Raw genomic sequence first — 22,309 nt, 5'->3', positions numbered from 1 at the left:
TGTTCGAAATGGTGAAAATGGCGAGTTGCATCGCCTCCGGTTTACTCCGAGAATCGCGCCTTGCTTTCCCTATGACAGATATATGCGCCCGCCGGCGATGCCGCGCGGTGCGTCGCGCGCATCTGCGTCGCGGCGCCCGTGCGCGGCCGCAAGGCGGTTGCCCGCGCCCGAAACGCATGGCACTAAAGAAGTGCGCCGCGCGGTCGTTAACGCGAGAGAGACCATTCCGTATACCGCATCGCCCCATGCCTTTGCCGATTGTAATTGCCGACGATTCGCTGCTCGCTCGCAAACTTCTGACAAAGGCGCTGCCGGGAGACTGGGACGTTGACGTCGCGTATGCAGCGAATGGTCGCGAGGCCTTGGCGCTCTATCGTGACGGCAAAGCTTCCGTGATGTTTCTGGACCTGACGATGCCCGACATGAGCGGATATCAGGTCCTGGAAACACTGCGCCACGAAGATCTGAACACGTTCGTGATCGTGGTATCCGCCGATATCCAGCCGCAGGCGCAAGCACGCGTGCGTGAATTGGGCGCGATCGCATTCGTTGCCAAGCCCGTGACGTCGGAGGCATTGCTGCCCATTCTCAAGGAGTATGGGTTGTATGCCTGAATCGGTGTTCACGGCGGAGCAACGCGACGCGTTGCAGGAGATCGCCAACCTTGCAATGGGCCGCGCCGCCGCGCGGCTGGCGTTGCTGCTCGGGCATTTCATCGAGCTGTCGGTGCCGCGCGTGCGCGTCGTGAAAGCGGCCGACGCGGGCGACGCGCTGCGCGAGATGACGGGCATCCACGACAACGTGACCGCCGTGCGCCAGGGCTTCCGTTCCGACATCAAGGGCGAGGCGATCGTGCTGTGCCGCACGGCGGGCGTCGCGCGGCTCATGTCGGTCGTCGACCGCACGTTCGGCGACGGCGTGTACGGCGGGATGGCGACGCCGGACGAGCTCGTGTTCGACGTCGCCAACGTGCTGATGGGCGCGTGCGTCGCGTCGATCCTCGACGAACTCGGCCGCAAGCCCGTGTTCTTTCCGCCGGGGCTGCTCGGCGCGAACGTGTCGTTCGACGACGTGTTCCAGCCGAACGAACTCGGGTGGAGCGTCGCGCTGCTGCTGGAGGTGAACTTCGGGCTCGAGGACCACACGTTCCGCGCGCATTTCGTGATGCTGATGGCCGAGGATTCGATCCGGCTGATGGGCGACGCGCTCGACGCGTTGCTGTCCGCGCTATGACGGCCGCCGCCCCGTCGCTGAGCGACCTCGTGATCGAGCGGGTCGGCTTCGGCCTGTTCGTGCTCGACCGTTCGATGACCGTCCTGATGTGGAATCGCTTCATGCAGGACCACAGCGGCATCCCGGCCGCCGACGTGATCGGCCGCAACCTGTTCGACTGCTTTCCGGACCTGCCGCACGCGTGGCTGTCGCGCAAGCTCGAGAGCGTGTTCCAGCTCGGCAGCTTCGCGTTCAGTTCGTGGGAGCAGCGGCCCTACCTGTTTCGCTTCGAGCACGACCGGCCGATCACGGGCGGCGTCGACTACATGCAGCAGGACTGCACGTTCATGCCGCTCACGCGCGGCCGCGACGTCGAGGCCGTGTGCGTGACGATCTCGGACGTCACGCATGTGAGCGTGATGCAACGGGAGCGCGAGGAAGCGGTCGCGAAGCTGCGCGAACACGCGAATCGCGACGGGCTGACCGGCATCGCGAACCGGCGCTTCTTCGAGGCGCGGCTCGGCGACGAATTCGCGCGCTGGCAGCGCTACGGCGGCGACCTGTCGGTGCTGCTGTTCGATCTCGACCACTTCAAGACGATCAACGACCGCTTCGGGCATGCGGCGGGCGACGCCGTGCTGCGCGAAACCGCGCGCCGCGTCGCGTCGATCGTGCGCGGACAGGATACGTTCGGCCGGTTCGGCGGCGAGGAATTCGCGCTGCTGCTGCCGTGCACGAATCTCGACGAGGCGATGCGGGTGGCCGACAAGGTGCGCGACGCGATCGGCAGCCTGCCGGTCGACGCCGAGGGCGTCAGCGTGCCGGTCACGGCGAGCGTCGGCGGCGCGTGCGCGAAAGCCGGCGCGCTGACCTGCGACGTGCTCGTCAACGAGGCCGACGCCGCGCTCTATCGCGCGAAGCGGCTCGGGCGCGATCGGTCGGTCGCGTACGCGTGACGGGCCGCGCCCGCCCTGCTCAACCCTTCGCGATGTCGGCGAGCACGCCGGCCAGCACGGCCGGCTGCGACACGAACGGCGAGTGGCTGCTGTCGAGCTGGTGCACGTGGGTCGGGTTGCCGGGTGCGAACGCGTCGGCTTCGTCGATGAAGCGCTGCTGCAGCGCGGGCAGGATCACGCGATCCTGCAGGCACTTGATGTAGTGACGGTCGAGCGCGCCCCAACGGGCGGCGGTCGTCGGGATCGCGGTCGCGAACGGCGCGGCCGGCACGTCGCAGCTCATCAGGTTCGCGACCGCATCGAAATCGGCCTGCGGCACGTCTTCGTACAGCGCGCGCTTCATCAGTTCGCGATATGCGGCGTCGCCGCTGTGCGGATCGACGCGCAGCGCACCAGCCACACGCGGGCTCGCGAGCATCAGGGGGCCGAGCAGCTCGCCCTGGTTTTCCGGCGCGCGCACGTAGTCGAGGCCCGGCACGCCCGACGCGGGCATGAACGCCGCGAGATAGACGATCTTCGCGATCTTCTCCGGCGCGCGTTCGGCGGCCGCCGTGATCGCGAGGCCGCCCATGCTGTGCCCGACCAGCACGACCTTGCCGCGGCCGAGCGCGTACGCGTCGTCGACGGCCTGCATCACCTGCGTCGCGTATTCGTCGAGCGTGGTGTTCGCGACCGGCGACGGCTCGGCGCCGAACGCGTCCTGGTCGAGCGGCCGGGCGAGATACGACGCGGGAAAGCGGGCATGGATGCCGTGCGCGGGCAGGTCGCGCGCGATCGACAGGTAACCGCGCGCGGCCAGCGCGGCCGCGACGTGGGCGTAGCACCACGCGCCATGCCACGCGCCGTGCACGAGCACGAAAACGGGATGATCGGCCTGCGGGGTGGCGGTGTCGTGCGTCTCCATGGTGTCCGTATTTTTTGCGGGAAAGGTGTCATCTTAGACGAACCGGCCGGCATCGAGACGCGATCGCGCGGCGCGTTTCGATGCCGGCAACGATCCGTCCCTTTGTGTCGCGCAGGCCACATTTCGTCGGGATCCGATTTGAATTTGTGCCGAAGCGCGCTAATTTGTTGCTTTACCTGCGATTGCGCCCCATGAACGTCGACTATCTCTTCTATCGGAAGCCGAACAAACCCGGCCCCTATTCGCTCGACGACCTGGGCGACATCGCGCCGCCGATCGGCCCGGGCGACCTGGTGCGGGCGGGCATCGCGCGCGTGTTCGAGCAGATCGACTGGCAGGAATCGCCCGACGTGCCGGGCGCGTGGTTCGGCACCGGCGGCGCGGTTTTCCAGTTCACCGCCGAGCCCGACGGCCGCGTGACGAGCTTCATGGGCTCGCGCCTCGAGCGCCGCTCGATGCTGCAGCTCACGCGCGAAATGGGACTCATCGCGCTCGATCTGCAGCGCGACATCGTCTACGGCTGACGCACCGCGCGGCGCCGGTTCGCCTAGGCCGGCTGTGCGGGCCTCCCGACAGCGCTGAACGCCCCGCCAGACAGGGCGCGTGTCCGCCATCGAACTTCAAAGATTGCTATACTTTCGGCCAATTCCGGCTTCCGGCCGGTAATTTGTGCCTGTCTGCGTCGATCGTTCGCATATCTCGCACGCATTCGACGCCCTGACCATCCCAGCCGGGCATGGCTTCTTCAATCGCCCCGCGTGGGTGTCTCCGTGGAGCTCGTCTTGGCCGTTTCCCATTCCGTCGTGGACGAACAAGAAACCGACGCCGCTGCCGTCACATCGGGCAGTTCTTTCTATCTGGCGATGCGCATCCTGCCGGCCGTGCAGCGCGATGCGATGTTCCAGGTCTACGCGTTTTGCCGCGCGGTCGACGACATCGCCGACAGCGACCTGCCGCGCGCCGAGCGCAACGCGGGCCTCGATCGCTGGCGCGCGGACATCGACGCATGCTTCGCCGGCCGCCCGCCGCGCCACCTGGCCGCGCTCGATCGCGAGATCCGCGCGTTCAACCTGCAGCGCGACGATTTCCACGCGATGATCGACGGGATGGCGATGGACGCGGCGGAAGACATCTGCGCGCCCGACGAGCCGACGCTCGACCTCTTCTGCGACCGCGTCGCGAGCGCGGCCGGCCGGCTGTCGGTGAGGATTTTCGGGATGCCGGAAGCCGAAGGGATCACGCTGTCGCACCACCTCGGCCGCGCGCTGCAACTGACGAACATCCTGCGCGACATCGACGACGACGCGGCGATCAACCGCTGCTACCTGCCGCGCGAACTGCTCGCGCGCGAAGGCATCGCGATCACCGATCCGGCGACGATCGTGCGCGATCCGGCGCTGCCGCGCGTGTGCGCGACGCTCGTCGAGCGCGCGCTCGAGCATTTCCGCCAGGCCGACGCGGTGATGGATACCTGCCCGCGTGCGCAGGTGAAGGCGCCGCGCATCATGTCGGGCGCGTATCGCTGCATTCTCGAGGCCGCGATCGCACGCGGCTTTGCCGCGCCGCGCGCCCCGCTGCGCAAGCCGAAGGCGCGCATGCTGATGATCGCCGCGCGCTACGCGCTGTTCTGAGTCGACCGACGCGATGCCCAGAACCGTCCATGTGATCGGCGCAGGACTCGCGGGCTTGTCGGCCGCGGTCGAGCTGCAACGGCGCGGGCGGCGCATCGTGCTGCACGATGCGCATGCGCACGCCGGCGGCCGCTGCCGGTCGTGGTTCGACGGGACGCTGAACACGACGCTCGACAGCGGGCTGCACACGGTTTTCGCGGGGCAGCCGGCGACGCAGCGCTACCTGCGCGCGATCGGCGCGGCCGATCAGCTCGCCGGGCCCGCGCTGGCTGAATTCCCGGTGATGGACATCGCGTCGCAACAGCGCTGGACGCTGCGCTTCGGCAACGGCCGCTGGCCGTCGTGGCTGTTCGATGCCGCGTCGCGCGCGCCGGGCACGACGCCGCTCGACTACCTCGCGCTTGCGCCGCTCGCGCTCGCCCGCACGGGCCGCTCGCTCGCGCAGACGATGCGATGCGACGGCGTGCTGTGGGATCGCTGGCTGCGGCCGTACTTCCTCGGGGTACTGAATATCGAGCCGCGCCACGCGAGCGCCGAGCTCGCGCGCGCCGCGCTGTGCGGCACGTTCGCCGCGGGCGGCCCCGGTTGCCGTCCGCGCGTCGCGCGCCGCGGGCTCGGCAGCGCGTTCGTCGAACCGGCGCTGCGGATGCTGCAGTACGGCGGCGCGCAGATCCGCCTGAATTCGCGGCTCGACGCGTTCGAGTTCGGCGCGCACGGCAATGCGGTCGATGCGGTGTCGATCGGCGGCGAGCGCATCGATCTCGCGCCGGGCGACGCGGTCGTGCTGGCCGTGCCGCCCGAGGTCGCGCAGCCGCTCGTGCCGGAACTCGCCGCGCCCGACACGTTCAGCGCGGTCGTGACCGCGTATTTCGCGGTTGAAGCGTCGGCCGGCCATCCGCTGCAGACGACCGTCGTCAACGGCGTCGTCGATGCGGTGCGGAGCGGCGACGGCCAGCTCGCGGCGACGATCCGCGATGCGGGCCGCTGGCTCGACATGCCGCGCGACACGCTCGCGCGGCGCATCTGGGAAGACGTCGCGCGCGTGACCGGCGCGAACCCGGAAACCATCCCCGCGTGGCAGCTCGTCGTCGAGCCGCGCGCGGGCTTTGCGGCGGTGCCGTCGCAGGAAATGAAACGTCCGGCCGTGCGTACGCGCTGGACCAATCTTGTACTGGCGGGCGACTGGATTGCCACCGGCTTGCCCGCCACGATCGAGGGCGCGATCCGTTCCGGCCAGCTGGCCGCGGACGTGCTCCAGACGCAATAAAGAGAGGGACCGATGAACGATCTCACCGAAATGGCTACCTTGTCCGCCGGCGCGGTGCCGGCTGGCGTCGACGCGGCCGTCGCGCGGGCGACCGACGCGCTGCTGGCCGCGCAGCAAGCGGACGGCCACTGGGTCTACGAACTCGAGGCGGATTCGACGATTCCCGCCGAATACGTGCTGCTCGTCCACTATCTTGGCGAGACGCCGAACCTCGAGCTCGAACAGAAGATCGGCAAGTATCTGCGCCGCATCCAGCAGGCCGACGGCGGCTGGCCGCTGTTCACCGACGGTGCGCCGAACATCAGCGCGAGCGTGAAGGCCTACTTCGCGCTGAAGGTGATCGGCGACGACGAGAATGCCGAGCACATGCAGCGCGCGCGCCGCGCGATCCACGCGATGGGCGGCGCCGAGATGTCGAACGTGTTCACGCGCATCCAGCTCGCGCTGTACGGTGCGATTCCGTGGCGCGCGGTGCCGATGATGCCGGTCGAGATCATGCTGCTGCCGCAGTGGTTCCCGTTCCACCTGTCGAAGGTGTCGTACTGGGCGCGCACCGTGATCGTGCCGCTGCTCGTGCTGAACGCGAAGCGACCGCTTGCGAAGAACCCGCGCGGCGTGCGCATCGACGAGCTGTTCATCGACCCGCCGGTCAACGCCGGGCTGCTGCCGCGCCAAGGGCATCAGAGCCCGGGCTGGTTCGCGTTCTTCCGCGTGGTCGACCATGCGTTGCGCGCGGTCGACGGGCTGTTCCCGAGCTACACGCGCGAACGCGCGATCCGCCAGGCCGTGTCGTTCGTCGACGAGCGCCTGAACGGCGAGGACGGCCTCGGTGCGATCTATCCGGCGATGGCCAACTCGGTGATGATGTACGCCGCGCTCGGCTATGCGGAAGATCATCCGAACCGCGCGATCGCGCGCAAGTCGGTCGAGAAGCTGCTCGTCGTGCACGACGATGAAGCGTATTGCCAGCCGTGCCTGTCGCCGGTGTGGGACACGTCGCTCGCCGCGCATGCGCTGCTCGAAACCGGCGATGCGCGTGCGCAGGAAGCCGTGCTGCGCGGCCTCGAATGGCTGCGCCCGCTGCAGATTCTCGACGTGCGCGGCGACTGGATCTCGCGCCGCCCGAACGTGCGGCCCGGCGGCTGGGCGTTCCAGTACGCGAACGCGCACTACCCGGACGTCGACGATACGGCGGTGGTCGTGATGGCGATGGATCGCGCGCAAAAGCTCACGCAATCGGACACGTATCGCGAATCGATGGCGCGGGCGCGCGAATGGGTCGTCGGCATGCAGAGCAGCGACGGCGGCTGGGGCGCGTTCGAACCGGAAAACACGCAGTACTACCTGAACAACATCCCGTTCTCCGATCACGGCGCGCTGCTCGATCCGCCGACGGCCGACGTGTCGGGGCGCTGCCTGTCGATGCTGTCGCAGCTCGGCGAGACGCCGCTGAACAGCGAGCCGGCCCGCCGCGCGCTCGACTACATGCTGAAGGAACAGGAGCCGGACGGCAGCTGGTACGGCCGCTGGGGGATGAACTACGTGTACGGCACGTGGACCGCGCTGTGCTCGCTGAACGCGGCCGGCCTGACGCCGGACGACCCGCGCATGAAGCGCGGTGCGCAGTGGCTGCTGTCGATCCAGAACAAGGACGGCGGCTGGGGCGAGGACGGCGACAGCTACAAGCTGAACTACCGCGGTTACGAGCAGGCGCCGAGCACGGCGTCGCAGACGGCCTGGGCGCTGCTCGGCCTGATGGCGGCCGGCGAAGTGAACAACCCGGCCGTGGCGCGCGGCGTCGACTACCTGGTTGCCCAGCAGAACGAAGAAGGCCTGTGGGACGAGACGCGCTTCACCGCGACGGGCTTCCCGCGCGTGTTCTACCTGCGCTACCACGGCTATCGCAAGTTCTTCCCGCTGTGGGCGCTCGCGCGCTACCGCAACCTGAAGCGCGCGAACGCGACGCGCGTGACGGTCGGGATGTAACGCGTGGCGACGACGCAGCACAACGGCGCATTGCCCGTCATCGCGGTGACCGGGATGGCGTTCGAGGCGCGCATCGCGCGCGGTGACGGCGTCGAAGCGGTGTTCGCCGCGCGGGCCGACCGGCTCGAGCGCGCGCTCGCCGATGCGACCGCGCACGGTTGCGCGGGTATCGTGAGCTTCGGCACGGCGGGCGGCCTCGCGCCCGATCTCGCGCCCGGTGCGCTCGTGATCGCGAACGCGATCGACGGGCCGTTCGGCCGCGTGGTGACCGATGCGGGCTGGAGCGCGCGGCTCGTCGCCGCGCTGCAAGACACGCCGGTGTGGGCGCGCGTCACGCGCGGCACGATGGCGGCCGTCGGCGCGCCGGTCGTCAGCGAACAGGACAAGGCGTCGCTGCATCACGCGAAGGGCGCGCTGGCCGTCGACATGGAGTCGCACATCGCGGCGGCCTTCGCGGCCGCGCGCGGCGTGCCGTTCGCGGTGTGCCGCGCGATCGTCGATCCGGCGTGGCGCACGCTGCCGCGTGCGGCGACGGCCGGCCTGCGCGACGACGGCAGCACGGCGATCCTGCCGATCCTGCGCGAACTGCTGAAGCAGCCGTCGCAGCTCGGCCCGCTGCTGCAGGTCGCGAGCGACGCGCGCGCGGCGCGTACGACGCTGATCCAGGCGCGCCACGCGTTCGAGCGGGCGGGCGCGATGCGGATCGTTTGAGCGGCGCGCGCCGCTTTTTCTCCCCTCTTCGCGTTTTGCGCGGACAAAAAAAGCGCGCTGCATGATGCAGCGCGCTTTGTTCTTGCGCGGTCGCCGTGGTGGCGTTACTGCGCGGCCGGATTGCTCGCGGGCAGCGTCGGCATCGCCGGCGCGATCGGCGCGCCGTTGGCGGCCGGCGCCGTCGTGGCGCCCGACGATGCCGGGGCCGATGCAGCCGCCGGCGCGCTCGCGGGCATCGCACTATCCGCACCCGGATCGTCGTACTGCGGCAATCCCGGCGCGGCCGGCGCGTTGCTCGGCGTGGCGCCCGATGCGCCGCCCGACTCGCCCGGATCCTCGTAGTTCGGCAAGCCGCCTGGCATGGTCGGCGTAGCCGCCGGCACCGCGCCTGCTTCACCCGGCTCCGCATAGTTCGGCGCCGCGGCCGATGCCGACTGGCCGTGGTACGTCAGCGACTTGCGCTGCTGCAGGTACGCGTCGCGCACGAACGAATACGGATCGAGCGCGGCCTGCTTCAGCAGGTCGGTCGCGCCGAGCAGGTCCGAACGCGCGCTGATGAACTGCGCGATGTACATCGGATTGCGCGCGGCCGGCTCGATGTAGTTCAGCAGGTTGAAGCGCACGTCCACCGCGCGGCCGACGCCGTCGCGGATCGTGCTCGGCCCGAACACGGGCAGCACGAGATACGGGCCGGACGGCATGCCCCAGCGCGCCATCGTCAGCCCGAAATCCTGGTGATGCTTCGGCAGCCCGGCCGGCGTCGCGATGTCGATCAGGCCGGCGACGCCGAACACCGAGTTCATCGCCACGCGCATCAGATCCTGCGTCGCATCGGTGATGCGCAACTGCAGCAGGTTGTTCGCCATGTTGCCGAGATCGCCGAGGTTCGAGAAGAAGTTGCTGATCGCGGTGCGTACCGGCGTCGGCGTGACTTTCTGGTAGCCCTTCGCGATCGGCTGGGCGATGTTCGTGTCGACCGTGTCGTTGAACTTGTACATCGCCCGGTTCATCGGCTCGAGCGGGTCGTTGGGATTGCGGTTCGGTCCCGTCGCGCAGCCGGTCAGCATCGCGCTGGCGGCGACGGTCGCCGCAATGATTCGCACCTTATTCATTGATTCCTTGCGATTGGTTCTTGGCGCGTTTGACGCGCGGTTTGCCCATCAGGACGGGCTGGAACACCACGGCGCCGATCAGCGTACAGGTCAGGGCCAGCGCGAGCAGCTTGCCCATGCTCGACGTGCCCGGATGATGCGACAGCCACAGGCTGCCGAAGGCGGTCGCCGTCGTCGCGGCGCTGAACAGCACGGCGTGCGTGAGGCTCGAATGCAGCAGCCCCGTCTGTCCCGCGCGCCACGCCATCACGAAATACACCTTGAACGCGACGCCGACGCCGAGCATCAGCGGCAGCGCGATGATGTTCGCGAAGTTCAGCGACATGCCGAGCACGACGCACATCTCGAGCGTCACGATGCCCGACACGAGCAGCGGCACCAGCGTGCGCAGCACGTCGCCGAAGCGGCGCAACGTGACCCACAGCAGGATCGTGATCGAGATGATCGACCACAGCGCCGCATGCAGGAACGCGTTGATGATCGTGTCGGCCGAATGCAGGATCGAGATCGGCCCGCCGGTCGCGCCCGGTTCCGCGGCCTTCACGGCCTTGGCGAAACGGCGCAGCATCGTGTCGTCGTTCGGGTCGACGCCCTTCGGCACCTTCGGCGAGATCTGCACGAGCGCGTGGCCGTCCGGTGCGACCCAGTCGCGCACGACTTGCGGCGGCAGCGATTCGCGCGTGATGTCCTGCGGCTGCAGCAGCGAAGCGAGCTGGTTGAGCGCGATGCGCAGCGTATCGGAGAACGCGCGTTCGGCACGGTCGCGCGTCGCGCTGTCGGCGGCGGCGAGCTTCGCGAGCGACGCGGACAGGTGCTGCGCGGCGGCGGCGCCCGGGCCGGGGTGATCTTCGGCTGCATAGCTCAGCAGATCCGACACGCGCTTGAGCGCGGCCACGCGTTGCGCGTCGGTCGCGGGCGGCGCGGCCGGCTGCGTCAGCGCGGGCAGCAGCTCGCTCGCGGCCGCGGCGATCGCCGCGCGCTTGGCCGGCTGGTCGGCGGGGATGAAGGTCGACAGCGTGGTCGTGCGGCCGACTTCGGGCAGCGCGTCGAGGCGCTTCGCGGCCGCATCGGCTTGCGCGAGCGACGGCGCGAGCAGCGTGACGTCGTTGACGGCGGCTTCCGGCGAATCCTTCAGCGCGAGCAGCGTCGCCATCGATTCGCTGTTCGGATCTTTCAGGTGCAGCGGGTTGAAGTCGAAATGCAGGAACGCGAGCAGTGGCAGCGCGCCGATCACGACCGCGAGCGTGCCGATCAGGATCGGCTTGCGGTGGCGATCGAGATAATCGTCGACCGGCGCGAGCCACGGAAAGCCCGGCGTCTTCGATTCGCCCGGCGGCGCGAACAGGCGCAGCAGCGCGGGCAGCAGCGTGAGCGTGGTCAGCAGCGCGACGAACATCCCGACGCCCGCGATCAGCCCGAGCTCGGACACGCCGCGATACGCGGTGGGGATGAACGAGAAGAAGCTCGCCGCGACGGCCGCGGTGGCCAGCGCGAGCGGCATGCCCATCGAGTGCGCGGCGCCGATCAGCGCGTGATCGATGCGCGAATCGCGGAAGCGTTCCTCGCGGTACTTCACGCCGTACTGGATCGAGAAATCGACGCCGAGGCCGACGAACAGCACCATGAACGCGACCGAGATCATGTTCAGCGAGCCGACCATCGCGAGGCCGAGCGCGGCCGTCACGACGAGGCCGACGAACAGCGTGACGAGCACCGAGCCGATCATCCGCTTCGAGCGCAGCGCGAGCCACAGGATCACGAGCACGGCAAGCAGCGTGAGCACGCCGTTGAGCGCGGCGCCGTCTTCGACCGACGCGAATTCGTCGTCGGCGAGCGGCTGTTCGCCGGTCAGGCGCACGGCCGCGCCGTAGCGCTTCTCGAGGTCGAGCGACCGGGCCGCGTCGCGGATCACCTGGCTCGTCGCCGCGCCGGCCTTCAGCGCACCGTAGTTGACCACCGGCTGCACAGTGACGAACGCGCGCGCGGGCTGCCGCGCGGCATCGTTGTCGACCAGAGCGCGCCACGAGAACGCGGCCGGCTTGCCGGCCAGCACATCGTCGACCGTCGCGGCGCTGCGCGCGAGCAGCTTCGCCATCGCGGGCAGCTTCACCTGGCCGGTCAGGAGCGGCTGGCCGAGCGTGGTGGACAGCGTGGTGGCGAGCCCGGTGAGGCTCGGGTTCTTCGCGAGTTCATTGACGAGCGGGCGCGCGCTCGCGAGCTGCGCGGTCGTATCGGTGACGTCCTGCGGCGACAGGAACAGCAGCCCGTTGTGCTCGAAGAACGGCCCGCCGCCCGGCTCGGCGACCGGGCCGATGCGGCCGGCGGCGGCGTCCTTCTGCAGCGCTTCGGTCAGCGCGTGCGCGGCGGCCGTCGCGAATTCGGGCGCGGGCGCCTCGACGACCGCGAGGATCGTGCCGTTGCGTTGCGGGAACGCCTTGTCGACGGCTTGCCCGAGCGCGGCCCATTGCGGCTCCGCATCGACGAGCTTGCTGATGTCGGTGTTGATCTTGAAATGCTGCGCGACGTAGACGCCGCTGAAGGCGGCGATGACGAGCGACAGGACGACGACCCAGACGGGGCGGCGCACCGACCACGCAACGAGTCGGACGATGAGAGATGTCACCATGTGGCGGTGGGGAGCGGCTGGCAAGGGCAAAGTAGCCAAGTATACCGGCGCGGGGCGGCGACGGTCGTGACGTTGGGGAGATTCGGGGCGGGAAGGATATTTGCTCGCGACGTTGGAATCGGATCGCGCGGCCGGTCCATTTGTATGGGGATATTTACATAATCGACGCGGCGCTGCGCCGCCACGCCGCCGCGCCGCCTGTGACAAACGGCGCTGAAAGGTAACAGTCGGTCACCGGGCGGCAGCGGGGCGTCAGGCCCGGTATACTTTGCTCCACCGGCCGATGCAAAGAGCCGGCCGTTTTTTCCCATCGAGTGCGAAATTCGTATGAAACGTCATCTGTTTGCTTTCGTCGCGGCGGCCGCCGTGTCGGTTTCCGCTTTCGCGCAGAGCGCGCCGGTCGATATCGTCCGCACGGCGGTCGAGGGCACCGTCAACGCGATGAAGGCCGATCCGGCCGCGCGCGGCGGTGACATGGCGAAGGTCACGCAGGTCGTCGAGCAGCGCTTCCTGCCCGCGACCAACTTCGAGCGCACGACCCGCATCGCGGTCGGCGACGCGTGGAAGCAGGCCACGCCGCAACAGCAGCAGGAGCTGTACAAGCAGTTCCGGTTGCTGATGACGCGCACCTATGCCGCGTCGCTCGCGCAGCTCGGCGGCCAGGACGCGAAGTTCTCGTTCAAGGCCGGCGGCGCGTCGGGCGCCGATGCGCTGGTGCAGTCGACGGTGACGACGCCGGGCGACAGCCAGTCGGTCGGCTATCGTCTCGGCAAGGTCGGCAACGACTGGAAGATCTACGACATCGACATGTCGGGTGCGTGGCTGATCCAGGTCTACCAGGGCCAGTTCAAGAGCCAGCTCGCGACGGGCGGGATCGACGGCCTGATCGCGTATCTGCAGAAGCACAATTCGCGGACCAACTGACGACCGCTGCAAGGCTGCGGTCGGGATGGACGAAGGGCGCCCTCGGGCGCCCTTTTTTCATCGCGGCGCGTCGGCCGCGCGTCATGCGCCGACGCCGAGCATCCGCAGGCAATCGTCGACCACCGCATCGACGAACGCGGCGCGATCCGTTTGCGGCGCCGCGATGATGTGATCGGTCGCGCCGTGCACGCCGGCATAGATCAGCAGCGCGGTGACCTGCGGGTGCGCGAGCCGCCACGTGCCGGCCCGGGCGCCGCCGTCGAGAATCGCGCCGAGCTGCTCGAGGATCGCGTTCTTGTCGGCATTCTCGCGATCGTGGTGGTGATGGTTCGTGTAGACGATGTCGTGCGTGCGATAGGTTGCGGCGTAGATGTCGATGCTGGCGCGGATCCATGCGCGCAGGCGCGCGAGCCAGTCGTCGGCGTCGCACGCGTCCACCGCCTGCTGCAACTGATCGAGGAACGATGCGGTGTAGCGCTGCGCGAGCGCCGCGAGCATGTCGGTCTTCGATTCGAAGTAGTGATAGAACGTGCCCTTCGCGACCTGCGCGTGCTCGACGATCTCGCTGATGGTGGTCGCTTCGACGCCCTGCGCGAGGAACAGCGTCTCGGCCGCGGCCATCAGCTCCTCGAGGCGGACTTCCGCCGGCTTCGTGCGCGGCTTGCCCGCCGGCGCGTCGTCTTTCACTGTCCTGATCCCTGCCTTGGTCCTGTCCGTCATCGCGCGGCTCGACGCCCGTTCATGCAAAGCCCGCAGTTTAGGCCAGCGCCCCCGTTTACGGCCAACATGATCCATTGACCGACGGTCAGTCGATATATAAGATGAGAATCATTCTCGTCAATGGACCCGTCGCGGGTCGACCGCCATGTCTCGCTACCGTCGCGCCGCACTCGTCCTGGCCGCCTGTCTCGGCACCTTTCTCGCCACGCTCGACATCAGCATCGTCAACGTCGCGTTGCCGACGCTGCAGACGGCGCTCGATACCGATATCGGCGGCCTGCAGTGGGTCGTCAATGCGTACGCGCTCGCGCTGTCCGCGTTCATGCTGTCGGCCGGCCCGCTCGGCGACCGCTACGGTCACAAGCGCGTGTGGCTCGCGAGCGTGATCCTGTTCACGGCCGGTTCGATCGTCTGTGCGTGCGCGGGCCGGATCGGGCCGCTGCTGGCCGGCCGCGCGATCCAGGGGCTCGCCGGCGCGTTGCTGATTCCCGGCGCGATGCCGATCCTCACGCATGCGTTTCCCGATGCGCGCGAACGCGCCCGCGTGATCGGTGGCTGGTCGGCGTTCAGTGCGCTCGCGCTGATCCTCGGGCCGCTGCTGGGCGGCCTGCTCGTCGAGCATGGCGGATGGCAGGACATCTTCCTCGTCAACGTGCCGATCGGCATCGTGGCCGTGCTGCTCGGCGCCTGGGGCATTCCGGAGCGCCGGCATCCGGCGCATGCGGCGTTCGATCCGTTCGGGCAGGCGCTGAGCGTGGTGTGGCTCGGGTTGCTGACCTACGGGCTGATCGGGATCGGCCAAGCCGGTGTGTCGCAGGTGAAGGTGCTGGCGCCGCTGGCGGGCGCCGCGGTGGCGTTCGTCGTCTTCGTGCGGGTCGAAACGCGGGTCGAGCGGCCGCTGCTGCCGGTGTGGCTGTTTCGCGACCGGCGGCTGGTGCGCGCGAATCTCGCGTCGTTCGTGCTCGGGTTCTCCGGGTACAGCAGCCTGTTCTTCCTGTCGCTGTTCCTGCAGCAGGCGCAGGGTCGTGCGCCCGCCGCGGCCGGCTGGCAACTGATGCCGCAGTTCGTGATGACGGCGATCACGTCGATGCTGTTCGGGCGCATCGCGGCGCGCATGCCGCTGCATACGCTGATGGTGGCCGGGTACGGGCTGATCGGCGCGATGCTCGCGGTCATGGCCGGTTTCGGTGCGACAACCCCCTACGCGGCGGTCGGCGTGGTGCTGGCGCTGCTCGGCGTCGGCATGGGGCTCGCGGTGCCGGCGACCGGCATGACCGTGATGGAACTGGCGCCGGCCGAGCGCGCGGGCATGGCGTCGGCGACGATGAACGCATTGCGCCAGACCGGGATGAGCCTGGGCATCGCGGTGCTCGGCAGCATGATGAGCGTCGGCGCGTTGCACCGGATGACGGCCGCGATGCACGCGGCGGGCGGCGCGCACGCGGATACGCTTGCGCGGCAGGCCGTGATGGAGCACGTGCTCGCGGCCGGCCGGCCCGACATGCTCGGCGCGTATCGGGATGCGATGGCGCACGGGTTTTCGCTCGCGATCCTGTGTTCCGGAATCCTCAGTATGGTGATCGCGCTGATGTTGACGATGCGACGTGAAAAGGCGCAGCAAGCGGCCGTGTCGTGCGTGACGTCTTCACGGCCGGAGCCGGAATGAGAAGGCGCGCGGGCGGGTCGCGGCGGATCGGTTCGACAGGCGTGCCTACCGCCGCCGATGCTCGACCGCGAACTTGATCAGCTCGGCCTGCCCTTCGATCTCCAGCTTGCGCTTCAGGTTGAGCCGGTGCGTCTCGACCGTGCGCACCGACAGCCCCGTCTGTTGCGCGATCTGCTTGCTCGACAGCCCCTCGGCCAGCGCGTCGAGGATGTCGCGCTCGCGCGGCGTCAACCGGTCCAGCGGCGACGCGGTCGCGCTCGCCTGGATCATGCGCGCGGCCAGCCCTTCGCTGAAGAACGTCTGCCCGGCCAGCACGGCGCCGATCGCGCGGACGATCTCGCTCGCGGGCGAATCCTTCAGCAGATAGCCGCTCGCGCCGGCACGCACCGCCTGCGTCACGTACTCGATGTTGTCGTGCATCGACAGCATCAGCACGCGAATGCCCGGAAAGCGCTCGTGGAATACGCCGGCGAGCGTGATGCCGTTCATGCCGTTCATGCCGACGTCCATCAGCGCGAGATCGGGTTCGAGCGACGCGGCGAGCGCGAGCGCCTCGTCCGCGTTGCCGGCCTCGCCGACCACCGACAGATCGGCCGCTTCGAGCCGCATCCGCAAGCCGTCGCGTACGAGCGGGTGGTCGTCGACGAGCAGCAGTCGGGCGGCGGGCCGGGCGGTATCGGGGGCGCTCATGCGTGAAAGGTCTCCTGTAATGGGGCGCGTCGTCACGCCGCGCTGCGCAGCGGCACGCGTGCGGCGACGATCGTGTGGCCCACTTGCGACGTGATCGTCAGCGTGCCGCCGAGCGCGTCGAGGCGCTCTCGCATGTTGCGCAGGCCGATGCCGCGGCGCGCGTCGGCCTGCGAGCGTTCGGCGTCGAAGCCGCAGCCGTTGTCGGCAATCGTCAGCGTGACGGTTTGCGCGCCGACGTCGAGCGTGACGGCCGCGCGCGACGCCCGCGCATGATGCACGATGTTGCTCAGCGCTTCCTGCGCGATCCGGAACAGCGCGGTGTTGACGGCTTCGGGCAAGGGCTGCGTGCCGCTGTGCGCGACCTGCGTATAGCCGATGTCGATGCCGCTCTCGGCGCCGAGCTCGCGCACGAGTTGCTCGAGCGCGGCCGCGAGGCCGAGATCGTCGAGCATCGACGGCCGCAGCGCATGCGAGATGCGCCGGACTTCGCGCAGCGTATCGCCGAGCCGCCCGACACCCGACGCGAGCGCCTGCTCGGCTTCGGGCACGCGCGACGTGCCGCGCTCGAAGCGCGCGAGCGCGGATTCGAGCATCAGCTTCGCGGACACCATCATCTGGCTGATCCCGTCGTGCAGTTCGCGTGACAGCCGCGCGCGCTCCTGCTCCTGCGATTCGACGACGCGCTGCGCGAGCTGCTTGAGTTTCGCGTCGGCGCTGCGCGACTCGCTGACGTTCAGCACCAGTGCGCACACGGCGATCGCCGCCGCGCCGGTGAGCGCGATCGCGGTGAGCCAGCTCATCGTGCGCTCGATGTTCGCGGACGCGCGCGTGTCGATGCGCTGCAGCGCGGTGTCGACGTCGTCGAGATAGATGCCGGTGCCGACCATCCAGCCCCAGCGCTCGAGCGCGACGACGTAGCCGAGCTTCGGCGCGACGCGGCCCGTCGACGGCCGCTGCCATGCGTAGCGCACGTAGCCGCCGCCCTGCGACGCCGCGCCGATCAGCTTCTGGATGGTCAGTGCGCCCTGCGGGTCGCGCATCGACCAGAAGTTGTGGCCGACGCGTTCGGGCTCGCGCGGATGCATCAGCGAATTGCCGTGCAGGTCGTACACGAAGAAATAGCCGTCCGGGCCGAAATCCATCTTTTGCAGCATCGCGAGCGCCTGCGTGCGCAGCAGCGCGTCGTCGCGCGCATTGCGGCCGCTCGCGTCGTAGAGCGGCATGATCGCGCTCGTCGCGAGCTCGACGTAGTGTTTCAGCTCGACTTCCTTGCTCGACAGGTACGCGGCCTGGATCGTCGCGTGCTGCGTGCGCGCGAGCGACGTCGCCTGCTGGCGCACGCCGAAGCCGATGCCGGCGATCGCGAGCAGGAACGGCACGATGGCCAGAAGGAAGATCTTTGCCTTGAGTCTCATGGTGGTGCGAAGCGGCCGCGAACCGGCGCGGCCGTGGTGCGGCTGGCCAGGCGCGGCCAGCCAGGCGCGGCCCGGCCGGGGACGTCGGCCGCGCGGCGGCGCGGTGGCGTATCGAGCCGATATTGTCGGTGATTTTGCCTGCGGACGGCGGCGGCCCCGCCGCTGCCCGTACGCTCAGGCCCGCCGCGACTGGCGATCGTCGGGCGGCGTGGCCGCCTGCACGACGATGCGGTTGCGCCCGCCTTCCTTCGCCCGGTACAGCGCATCGTCGGCCAGCTTGAGCGCGGCCTGGATGTTGTCGTCGCGTTCGGGATAGCTGGTCGTCACGCCGATGCTCACCGTCAGCCGGCCGACCGTGCCGGCGTCGTGGCGGATGCCGAGATCAAGGACGCCCGTGCGGATCGTTTCGGCGATCGTCACCGCGCCGTCCGAGTCGATGTCCGGCAGCACCACGACGAATTCCTCGCCGCCATAGCGCGCCGCATAGTCGGCCGGGCGGCGCAGGCAGCCGGCGATGCAGTGGCCGACCGCGGCGAGGGCGTCGTCGCCGGCCTGGTGGCCCTGCGTGTCGTTGTAGCGCTTGAAGTAATCGACGTCGATGAACAGCAGCGACAGCGCATGTTGCGAGCGCGCGGCACGCCGCCATTCGCGCGCGAGCGTGACGTCGAGCATCCGGCGGTTGTCGAGGCCCGTCAGGCCGTCGGTGCGCGCGAGCGCCTGCAGCTCGGTTTCCGCGCGATGACGCTTGCGCAATTGCACGTCGAGCAGCAGCGACAGGCCGACGAAGCCGATCGCGAGCACGACCATCGCGGAGCCGATCGGGATCGCACGGTCGTACCACGCGGCGTAGGTGTCCGCTTCCGAGCGCGCGACCATGACGATCAGCGGCAGGCCGTCGAGGTGCCGGAACACGTACAGGCGTCGCACGCCGTCGATCGACGCGGTATCGGCGAAGCTCCCTTCGCTGGCGGTCATGAAATGCCGGAACGTGCTCGCGCGACTGATGTCGCGGCCGACAATCCTGGGGTCGTAGGGCTCGCGCGCGACCATCTTGCCGTCCGTGTTGATCAGGGCAACCGAGCCGCGATCGCCGAGCGACAGGCGCGAGAACAGATTCTGGAAATATTCGAGCCGGATCGACATCACCGCGACGCCGCCGAACGACCCGTCGGGCCGGGTGATTCGCCGGCTGAGCGCGATGCTCGGCGAGCCGCCGCGCAGCCGCGAATGATACGGGGGGCTCACGTACAGGCCGATCTCGGGGTGGTCGCGGGGCACGGTGAAGTACGGTTCGTTCGCGAAGTTGGCCTTGCGCGGCACGTCGCTCTTGCCGTCGACCGCGATGTCGCCCTTTGCGTCGAGCACGTAGATGCCGCCGAGGTACTTGGCCGTCGTCGCGCGGTCGAACAGCACCTGGCGGCGCAGCGGCATCGGCAGCTTGGTGACGTCGGGGTCGTTCGCGCCTTCGACGACCGCCTGCAGCGACAGCGAATAGATCTCGATGTTGCGTTCGATGTCCCACGACGCCATCAGCGCGAGATTCTGCTGCATGCTGCGCGAACGGTCGCGCGCGTCGATGCGGCCTTCGTACAGCACGATTCCGCACAGTAGCAGCAGGATCAGCGCGATCAGCAGCCCCGTATAGAAGATCAGGTACGGCAGCAGGAACCGGCGCAGATGAGCGGCGACACGGCTCGTCAGGCCGGATTCGCTGGGCATTGCGTAGTCGGTTTCGGCCATGGTCCGTGGATCGGGGGCATCGTCGCCGGGCGGCGGGTCGATGCGATTGTTCGTATGACTACCGGTGGCGATCCGGTGCGCAGCCCTCTGCCCGTGCCAGCCTTTCGTTCAGCGGAAAAAACGGCCGCCGATTATCGACAATCGCGACCGGATAAACCCTATATTTACAGGTAAACATTGACTGCAATTCGACGATCTGACGAATTGCGTGATGCGAATTCCACGGAGTATAACGCGCGTGTTTGCGTGCGCGGAAAATGTTGCACCCTGTTGATCGGGGTCAAATTACGGTGTAATCCCGGGCTTGCCAATATCGGGCGCAGCGTTGCGGCGCAAGGCTTCGCGGGGGAGCGGGGAGGTCGCGCCGACGGTTGCGGATACCGGCGGATTAATGGTGGGCCGGCGACAGGCGCCGATTATCGGTTTCAACGCTCGGCTGAACGCGAATATGAAAACGGGCAGCCGCGAGGCTGCCCGTTTCGCGAGGCCGGCGTACGGCCGGCGCCCGGCATGCGGGACGAACCCGCATGCGCAGGTTCATGCGCCGCGCTGTTGCGCCTTGAACGCGAGCCGGAACTGATGCAGCAGCGGCTCGGTATAACCGCTCGGCTGCGACGTACCTTGCAGCGCGAGCGCGCACGCGGCCTGGAACGCGGTCGACTGGTCGTAGCCGGGCGCCATCGGGCGATAGTTCGGATCGCCGGCGTTCTGCTGGTCGACGACGCGCGCCATCCGCTTGAACACGTCGAGCACGAATGCCTCGGTGATCATGCCGTGGCGCAGCCAGTTCGCGATGTGCTGGCTCGAAATGCGCAGCGTCGCGCGATCTTCCATCAGGCCGACGTCGTGGATGTCCGGCACCTTCGAGCAGCCGACGCCCTGTTCGACCCAGCGCACGACGTAGCCGAGGATGCCCTGCGCGTTGTTCTCGACCTCGCTCAGGATTTCCGCCTCGCTCCACGCGGCACGCTCGACGACCGGCACGGTCAGCAACCCTTCGAGCAGTGCGTCGCGCTCGCTCGCGTACGGCGTCTTCTCGAGTTCCTGCTGGACGGCCTGCACGTCGACGAGGTGGTAGTGCAGCGCGTGCAGCGTCGCGGCGGTCGGCGACGGCACCCATGCGGTGTTCGCGCCGGCGCGCGGATGCGCGATCTTCTGCTCGAGCATCGCATGCATCAGGTCCGGCATCGCCCACATGCCCTTGCCGATCTGCGCGCGGCCGCGCAGGCCGGCCGACAGGCCCGCGAGCACGTTGTTGCGCTCGTACGACTGGATCCACGCCGACGACTTCATGTCGCCCTTGCGGATCATCGGGCCCGCTTCCATCGCGGTGTGCATCTCGTCGCCGGTGCGGTCGAGGAAGCCGGTGTTGATGAACGCCACGCGCGCGGCGGCGGCGGCGATACATGCGGCGAGGTTCACGCTGGTGCGGCGCTCCTCGTCCATGATGCCCATCTTCAGCGTGTTGCGCGGCAGGCCGTACAGATCCTCGATGCGCGCGAACAGCGTGTCGGCGAACGCGACTTCCACCGGGCCGTGCATCTTCGGCTTCACGATGTAGATCGAGCCCGTGCGCGAATTGCGCTTCGCCTTCAGGTCGTGCAGCGCGCACAGCACCGTGACGACGCCGTCGAGAATCCCTTCCGGAATCTCGTTGCCGTCGCGGTCGAGCACCGCGCCGTTGGTCATCAGGTGGCCGACGTTGCGCACGAACAGCAGCGAGCGGCCATGCAGCGACAGCGTGCCGCCGGCGGGCGTCGTGTACTCGCGATCCGCGTTCAGGCGGCGCGTGAAGGTCTTGCCGCCCTTCGCGACTTCCTCGACCAGCGTGCCCTGCATCAGGCCGAGCCAGTTGCGGTAGAGCTGGACCTTGTCGTCGGCGTCGACCGCCGCGACCGAATCCTCGCAGTCGATGATCGTGCTGACCGCGGCTTCGAGCACGACGTCCTTCACGTTCGCGAGATCGGCGCGGCCGATCGGCGTCGACGCGTCGATCTGGATCTCGAGGTGCAGGCCGTTGTGCTTCAGCAGGATCGCGGACGGCGCATCGGCCGCGCCCTGGTAGCCGACGAACTGCGCGGGCTGCGCGAGCGCGACGTTGCCCTGCGCGGTTTCGACCGCGAGCTGGCCGTCCTGCACGCGGTAGCGCAGCGCGTCGCGGTGCGAGCCGCTCGCGAGCGGCGCCGCGGTGTCGAGCACGTTGCGCGCGTAGTCGATCACGCGCTGGCCGCGCGTCGGGTTGTAGGCCGACGTGCGTTCGGCGCCGCCGTCTTCGGGCAGTGCGTCGGTGCCGTACAGCGCGTCGTACAGGCTGCCCCAGCGCGCGTTCGCGGCGTTCAGCGCATAGCGTGCGTTCGACAGCGGCACGACGAGCTGCGGGCCGGCCTGCGTGGCGATCTCGCTGTCGACGTTCGCGGTGGCTGCCGCGACGTTCGACGGGACCGGCACGAGGTAGCCGATTCGTTCGAGGAATGCGCGATACGCGGCATGGTCGCGAACCGGGCCGGGGTGCGCGCGATGCCACGCGTCGAGTTCCTGCTGCAGGCGGTCGCGTTCCGCGAGCAGCTCGCGGTTGCGCGGCGCGAGGTCGTGCACCAGGGCCGAGAAACCGCTCCAGAACGCGGCCTTGTCGATGCCGGTGCCCGGCAGCGCTTCGTTTTCAATGAACTGGCTCAGCGCTGGCGCGACTTGCAGTCCTGCTTGGTCGATCATCGTGAATCCTCCCGGGGAAAATGCGCGCGGTTTGGCT

General features: G+C 68.8%; 18 protein-coding genes. 10 read left to right on the top strand and 8 right to left on the bottom strand.

What is annotated here, in order from left to right:
• Positions 1-245: 245 nt before the first annotated feature.
• Genes DTA15_RS05130 through DTA15_RS05120 form a run of 3 tightly spaced genes read left to right on the top strand, consistent with a single transcriptional unit; the run spans position 246 to position 2,168 of the window.
• Positions 246-614 carry a response regulator gene (locus DTA15_RS05130; RefSeq protein ID WP_011548759.1) on the top strand — a complete coding sequence of 123 codons (369 nt, stop codon included), beginning with the start codon at positions 246-248 and terminating at the stop codon, positions 612-614.
• Positions 607-1,233 (top strand): chemotaxis protein CheC, encoded by a 627-nt coding sequence (locus DTA15_RS05125; protein WP_006496234.1) that lies wholly within the window; start codon positions 607-609, stop codon positions 1,231-1,233. The genes DTA15_RS05130 and DTA15_RS05125 overlap by 8 nt, the downstream gene beginning before the upstream one ends.
• Positions 1,230-2,168: a GGDEF domain-containing protein gene (locus DTA15_RS05120; protein ID WP_006485173.1), complete on the top strand. Its 939-nt coding sequence runs from the start codon at positions 1,230-1,232 to the stop codon at positions 2,166-2,168. Before DTA15_RS05125 ends, DTA15_RS05120 begins: the two co-directional genes overlap by 4 nt.
• Before the next feature lie 19 nt (positions 2,169-2,187).
• Here DTA15_RS05120 and DTA15_RS05115 read toward each other — a convergent pair whose 3' ends face one another.
• The gene (locus DTA15_RS05115) at positions 2,188-3,072 is read right to left on the bottom strand and encodes an alpha/beta fold hydrolase (protein ID WP_006485162.1); all 885 of its coding nucleotides are present in this window, start codon (positions 3,070-3,072) and stop codon (positions 2,188-2,190) included.
• Positions 3,073-3,263: 191 nt separating this feature from the next.
• Here DTA15_RS05115 and DTA15_RS05110 point away from each other — a divergent pair, with 191 nt between their 5' ends.
• The 5 genes from DTA15_RS05110 to DTA15_RS05090 all read left to right on the top strand — a co-directional run bounded on the left by DTA15_RS05110 (position 3,264) and on the right by DTA15_RS05090 (position 8,667).
• Complete coding sequence (locus DTA15_RS05110) at positions 3,264-3,596, top strand: hypothetical protein (RefSeq protein ID WP_006480205.1); 333 nt, start codon at positions 3,264-3,266, stop codon at positions 3,594-3,596.
• Between the two features lie 258 nt (positions 3,597-3,854).
• On the top strand, positions 3,855-4,703 hold the full coding sequence (hpnD, locus tag DTA15_RS05105; RefSeq protein ID WP_006485179.1) for a presqualene diphosphate synthase HpnD: 849 nt from the start codon (positions 3,855-3,857) through the stop codon (positions 4,701-4,703).
• A 13-nt stretch (positions 4,704-4,716) separates the two neighbouring features.
• A complete protein-coding gene (gene hpnE, locus DTA15_RS05100; RefSeq protein WP_012493654.1) occupies positions 4,717-5,970 on the top strand; it encodes a hydroxysqualene dehydroxylase HpnE in 1,254 nt (417 codons plus the stop codon).
• Between the two features lie 12 nt (positions 5,971-5,982).
• Entirely contained in the window at positions 5,983-7,956 is a 1,974-nt protein-coding gene (gene shc / locus DTA15_RS05095) for a squalene--hopene cyclase (protein ID WP_006482092.1), read from the top strand.
• A 3-nt stretch (positions 7,957-7,959) separates the two neighbouring features.
• Positions 7,960-8,667: a phosphorylase gene (locus tag DTA15_RS05090; protein ID WP_006494145.1), complete on the top strand. Its 708-nt coding sequence runs from the start codon at positions 7,960-7,962 to the stop codon at positions 8,665-8,667.
• Between the two features lie 104 nt (positions 8,668-8,771).
• Here DTA15_RS05090 and DTA15_RS05085 read toward each other — a convergent pair whose 3' ends face one another.
• Positions 8,772-9,779: an MlaA family lipoprotein gene (locus DTA15_RS05085; protein ID WP_012493653.1), complete on the bottom strand. Its 1,008-nt coding sequence runs from the start codon at positions 9,777-9,779 to the stop codon at positions 8,772-8,774.
• Positions 9,772-12,405, bottom strand: coding sequence for a hopanoid transporter HpnN (gene hpnN, locus DTA15_RS05080; RefSeq protein ID WP_012493652.1), 2,634 nt, complete (start codon positions 12,403-12,405; stop codon positions 9,772-9,774). Before hpnN ends, DTA15_RS05085 begins: the two co-directional genes overlap by 8 nt.
• Before the next feature lie 327 nt (positions 12,406-12,732).
• Between hpnN and DTA15_RS05075 the strand changes: the two genes are divergently transcribed.
• Positions 12,733-13,329, top strand: coding sequence for an MlaC/ttg2D family ABC transporter substrate-binding protein (locus DTA15_RS05075; protein WP_006485934.1), 597 nt, complete (start codon positions 12,733-12,735; stop codon positions 13,327-13,329).
• An 81-nt stretch (positions 13,330-13,410) separates the two neighbouring features.
• Here DTA15_RS05075 and DTA15_RS05070 read toward each other — a convergent pair whose 3' ends face one another.
• Positions 13,411-14,049 carry a TetR/AcrR family transcriptional regulator gene (locus tag DTA15_RS05070; RefSeq protein ID WP_012493651.1) on the bottom strand — a complete coding sequence of 213 codons (639 nt, stop codon included), beginning with the start codon at positions 14,047-14,049 and terminating at the stop codon, positions 13,411-13,413.
• Between the two features lie 145 nt (positions 14,050-14,194).
• Between DTA15_RS05070 and DTA15_RS05065 the strand changes: the two genes are divergently transcribed.
• On the top strand, positions 14,195-15,715 hold the full coding sequence (locus DTA15_RS05065) for an MFS transporter (RefSeq protein WP_006485931.1): 1,521 nt from the start codon (positions 14,195-14,197) through the stop codon (positions 15,713-15,715).
• Between the two features lie 45 nt (positions 15,716-15,760).
• Here the strand turns inward: DTA15_RS05065 and DTA15_RS05060 are convergent, their stop codons facing one another.
• From DTA15_RS05060 to DTA15_RS05045, 4 genes are all read right to left on the bottom strand, one after another.
• A complete protein-coding gene (locus DTA15_RS05060) occupies positions 15,761-16,405 on the bottom strand; it encodes a response regulator (RefSeq protein WP_006485936.1) in 645 nt (214 codons plus the stop codon).
• Between the two features lie 32 nt (positions 16,406-16,437).
• Positions 16,438-17,820 carry a cache domain-containing protein gene (locus DTA15_RS05055; RefSeq protein WP_006485933.1) on the bottom strand — a complete coding sequence of 461 codons (1,383 nt, stop codon included), beginning with the start codon at positions 17,818-17,820 and terminating at the stop codon, positions 16,438-16,440.
• A 174-nt stretch (positions 17,821-17,994) separates the two neighbouring features.
• Entirely contained in the window at positions 17,995-19,560 is a 1,566-nt protein-coding gene (locus tag DTA15_RS05050; RefSeq protein ID WP_006481609.1) for a sensor domain-containing diguanylate cyclase, read from the bottom strand.
• Between the two features lie 537 nt (positions 19,561-20,097).
• Positions 20,098-22,272, bottom strand: coding sequence for a malate synthase G (locus DTA15_RS05045; RefSeq protein ID WP_006481613.1), 2,175 nt, complete (start codon positions 22,270-22,272; stop codon positions 20,098-20,100).
• Positions 22,273-22,309: the final 37 nt, after the last annotated feature.

It is taken from the genome of Burkholderia cenocepacia, from assembly GCF_900446215.1.
Lineage (GTDB): Bacteria > Pseudomonadota > Gammaproteobacteria > Burkholderiales > Burkholderiaceae > Burkholderia > Burkholderia cenocepacia.
The sequence above is the reverse complement of the archived record's forward strand: the minus strand, read 5'-3'. Positions and strand labels throughout refer to the sequence as shown.